This window comes from Klebsiella sp. JB_Kp042 (assembly GCF_040065275.1).
GTDB lineage: Bacteria > Pseudomonadota > Gammaproteobacteria > Enterobacterales > Enterobacteriaceae > Klebsiella > Klebsiella quasipneumoniae.
In genome coordinates this window covers 1-3875 of record NZ_JBEAJL010000056.1, presented here as the reverse complement: position 1 = coordinate 3875, position 3875 = coordinate 1, and the positions used below count along the sequence as shown (strand labels likewise).

Annotated in this window: 3 protein-coding genes and 3 pseudogenes; 5 read left to right on the top strand and 1 reads right to left on the bottom strand. The window is 50.9% G+C overall.

Going from position 1 to position 3875, the window contains the following annotated elements; all coding sequences use genetic code 11:
• Positions 1-82 precede the first annotated feature (82 nt).
• Positions 83-255 (top strand): annotated as a pseudogene (locus ABLV54_RS12925) (IS110 family transposase); the annotation flags it as partial.
• 211 nt (positions 256-466) lie between these two features.
• Here the strand turns inward: ABLV54_RS12925 and ABLV54_RS12920 are convergent.
• Positions 467-694 (bottom strand): annotated as a pseudogene (locus tag ABLV54_RS12920) (DDE-type integrase/transposase/recombinase); the annotation flags it as partial.
• A 92-nt stretch (positions 695-786) separates the two neighbouring features.
• On the opposite strand from ABLV54_RS12920, the gene ABLV54_RS12915 reads away from it, so the two are divergent.
• The 4 genes and pseudogenes from ABLV54_RS12915 to ABLV54_RS12900 form a co-directional block, all read left to right on the top strand.
• On the top strand, positions 787-1506 hold the full coding sequence (locus ABLV54_RS12915) for a GntR family transcriptional regulator (RefSeq protein ID WP_029505543.1): 720 nt from the start codon (positions 787-789) through the stop codon (positions 1504-1506).
• A 192-nt stretch (positions 1507-1698) separates the two neighbouring features.
• Positions 1699-2676 carry a 6-phosphofructose-aspartate deglycase gene (gene fraB / locus ABLV54_RS12910; protein WP_085956082.1) on the top strand — a complete coding sequence of 326 codons (978 nt, stop codon included), beginning with the start codon at positions 1699-1701 and terminating at the stop codon, positions 2674-2676.
• Between the two features lie 63 nt (positions 2677-2739).
• A complete protein-coding gene (locus ABLV54_RS12905) occupies positions 2740-3585 on the top strand; it encodes a fructoselysine 6-kinase (RefSeq protein ID WP_016947010.1) in 846 nt (281 codons plus the stop codon).
• 61 nt (positions 3586-3646) lie between these two features.
• Positions 3647-3823, top strand: a pseudogene (locus ABLV54_RS12900) (anaerobic C4-dicarboxylate transporter family protein); the annotation flags it as partial.
• Between the last annotated feature and the right edge of the window lie 52 nt (positions 3824-3875).

Sequence of the window (3875 nt, the reverse complement as noted above, 5' to 3'; positions counted from 1 at the left end):
TGCCAGAAAGCGTGCGTATTGCCTGAAAATCCAGCCAGCTACAGGGTCGTTCGCAAGAAATCTTATTTATTCAACAAAGCCGTACAAATATGAACGCTATATCCGGGAAAATGGAGATAAACCCGATCAGAAAGAAAAGCCATGACGGCTGTGGCAACAAAAGTCGCCAGAGAGGCGCATGCAATTGTAAAACAGGATATTGATTATAAAGGTTATTACGAAATAAGCCATGGGACGTTATTCAACGGGCCGTAAGGCGCATCGCGACCATTAGATAATGCTCAATGTCCATGGCTTCCTAAAATGCTGTGTTAAGTCCTGTCGGGCCATCCGGACCCTTGTATATCATGGTAAGCATATTTATAAGCCAGAAGGAAATGAGCGGTATCGGATGTAAAAATGAACCATTGTCTTTTTATCAGATGGCAGGAGCCCTTTGCGTAAAAACAGTTGACTCCGACGGTAGTCCGTTGTCCATCCGCATCTTCAACGGATATCCACGGTTTGCGACTATCCTGTCCAGCACCCTGACAATCCGTTGGGCCGGGATATTCAGGTCGAATTCTATCGCCAGTGCTTCGCGGTTAAAATCGTCCACCACATTGAAGGTACGCAAGCGTCTTCCACAGACCAGCGCATCGTGCATAAAGTCAATCGACCAGCTCTGATTAAGCGCCTCAGGTGTCGCGAGTGGAATCCACCCACTGCTAAAGTGTAGCCATAAGCAAATTATTGTATATTGTAAACCATGTGCCGTCTGCCTTATGACAATACAAAAGGATACATATCGTGAATCTGCCGGATACCTCAAGTGCCAAACCGCTGTATAAGCAGCTTGAAGACGCCCTGAAAGGGGCGATCTTAAGCGGAGAGTTTCAGCCGGGGCAACAGATCCCCACCGAGAACGACCTCAGCGCCAGCTGGCAGGTTAGCCGCGTGACGGTACGCAAAGCGCTGGACGCGCTGACGCGGGAGAATTTCCTTACCCGCGTTTCAGGCAAAGGGACCTTCGTCTCCGGCGAGAAGTTCCAGCGCAGCATGACCGGCATTATGAGCTTCAGCGAGCTGTGCCGCTCCCAGGGCCGACGCCCCGGTTCACGTACCATCAAATCTGTGTTTGAAGCGTGCGATGAGGACACCCGCGTCAAACTGAACATCCCGGTCGGTGAAAAAGCGGTGGTCATTGAGCGTATTCGCTATGCCGACGACGTACCGGTGTCGCTGGAAACCGTGTGGTTCCCGCCACAGTTTGCCGCGCTGCTGAATGAAGATCTCAACAGCAACTCCCTGTATGACACCCTGCGCGACAAGCACGGACTGTGGTTTACCCACTCCAGCAAAACCATTGAGCTGGTGTACGCCAGTTTTGAAGTCGCCCACTATCTTGGCGTCGCCAACCGCTATCCGCTGATCTCGATTAAAAGCGAGATGATTGATAACAAAGGCGAAATGTCCTGCATGTCTCATCAACTGATCGTCGGTGACAAGCTGCGTTTTACTGTCTGACCATGTTTTAGCCGTTGATCATCACCCCGTTACAGCGTAAATCGGGATCTGCGTCACGGATCCTTTTTTTTGCATCGGCTCTCGTTGATCTAAATGTATTCAAATGCTATACAATTTAAATGATACATTTAGATACATTGAATGGCGCGCTACCGTCACGCAGTTCGCGTCAGAAACGACCCAAGGGGAAATGTGATGAGTATTAAAGAAATCATTAGCGGCATTGTGGAGAACAAAACGGAGAAGGGCGGGATCACGCACGTGTACTACGTCGCCTGTGGCGGCTCGTATGCAGCGTTCTACCCGGCCAAAGCCTTCCTGGAAAAAGAAGCCGCCAAAGTCACCGTCGGGTTGTACAACAGCGGCGAATTTATTAATAACCCGCCCGTGGCGCTGGGCGACAACGCCGTGGTGGTGGTGGCGTCCCACAAAGGCAACACCCCGGAAACCATCAAAGCGGCCGAGCTGGCCCAAAGCCGTGGCGTGCCGGTCATCGGCCTGACCTGGGTGACTGATTCCCCGCTGGTGGCGCACTGCGACTTTGTAGAGACCTACAGCTTTGGCGACGGTAAAGATATCGCCGAAGAGAAAACCCTCAAGGGCCTGATTACTGCCGTAGAAATCCTTAACCAGACAGAAGGGTACGCCCACTATGAGGATTTCCAGGATGGCCTGAGTAAAATTAACCGCATCGTTTACCGCGCCTGGGATCATTTGCAGAACCGAGCGCAGGCGTTCGCCAGGGAGTACAAAGACGACAAAGTCATCTACACCATGGCGAGCGGCGCAGGCTACGGTGCGGCCTATTTGCAGAGCATCTGTATCTTCATGGAAATGCAGTGGATCCACTCCGCCTGCATCCACAGCGGCGAGTTCTTCCACGGTCCGTTTGAAATCACCGATGCCAACACGCCGTTCTTCTTTCAGTTCTCCGAAGGCAGCACCCGCGCGGTGGATGAACGCGCCCTGAACTTCCTGAAAAAATATGGCCGCCGCATCGAAGTGGTGGACGCGAAAGAGCTGGGGCTTTCTACCATCAGGCCGACGGTAATCGACTACTTCAACCATTCGCTGTTCAACAACGTTTACCCGGTTTATAACCGCGCGCTGGCTGCGATCCGCCAGCATCCGTTAACGACCCGTCGCTATATGTGGAAGGTCGAATATTAATCACACCAGGACTTGAAGCATGGGCAGGGACGCCCGGTTTATCGCTATTAACAAGGATCAATGATGGACATTAAGGTGATTGGCATTGGTGATAATGTCGTTGATAAATATCTTCATTCCGGCGTGATGTACCCCGGCGGCAACGCTCTGAATTACGCGGTGTATGCCCGGCTGGCGGGCAACAAAAGCGCATTTCTCGGGGCATTCGGTAATGACGCCGCTGCCCGGCACGTGCAGGATGCCCTGCAGGAGTTGCAGGTTGATATTCAGCGATGTCGGCATTACGACGGTGAAAACGGTTATGCCTGTATCCGTCTGGTAGAGGGCGACAGGGAATTTGTTACCAGCAATAAAAACGGCGTATTACGGGAAAATCCGCTGCAATTATCAGATGACGATCTCGATTATATTTCCCGGTTCGATGCGGTGCACTCCAGTATTAATGGTTTCCTGGAAACGGAATTAGAAAAAATAAAACAACTTAACGTCACGTTGTCGTTTGATTTTTCCGGGCGCGGTACCGATGACTATTTTAGACAGGTTTGTCCGTGGGTGGATTACGGTTTTATTTCCTGCGGTGCGCTATCGGTCGAAGAAGCTATTACTAAAATTCATACAATTTACGATTACGGCTGTAAACATGTTATCGCCACGCGCGGACATGAACAAGTCTATTACTATGCCGGAAACGAACTTATTGAATGGCAGCCTGTTTATATTCAGCCCGTCGATACGCTCGGCGCAGGCGATGCCTTTTTAACCGGTTTTATGCTCTCCATTCTGGCAGGCGGTAAAGCACCAGCGGAACGCGACGATATTATTCGCGCCATGTCGGCGGGGGGGAAATCAGCGGGCCAGGTTTTACATCATTACGGCGCGTTTGGTTTTGGTAAATCCTATTCCGGCTAACCACATCTCACTGATTATATAAAAACATAACTGGCATTCACTCCATTATCCGGGGGGAAGTATGTTCTGGACAGAATTGTGTTTTATCCTTATCGCCCTGATGTTTGGCGCTCGTATCGGCGGCGTATTTTTAGGTATGGTTGGCGGTCTTGGCGTCGGCGTTCTGGTCTTTGGTTTTGGGCTGACGCCCTCATCCCCCCCCATCGACGTTATTTTAATTATTCTCTCGGTAGTATTAGGGAAGGTGCGAACAAGTTCCTGATATGAGATCATCATATTCATCCGGAGCG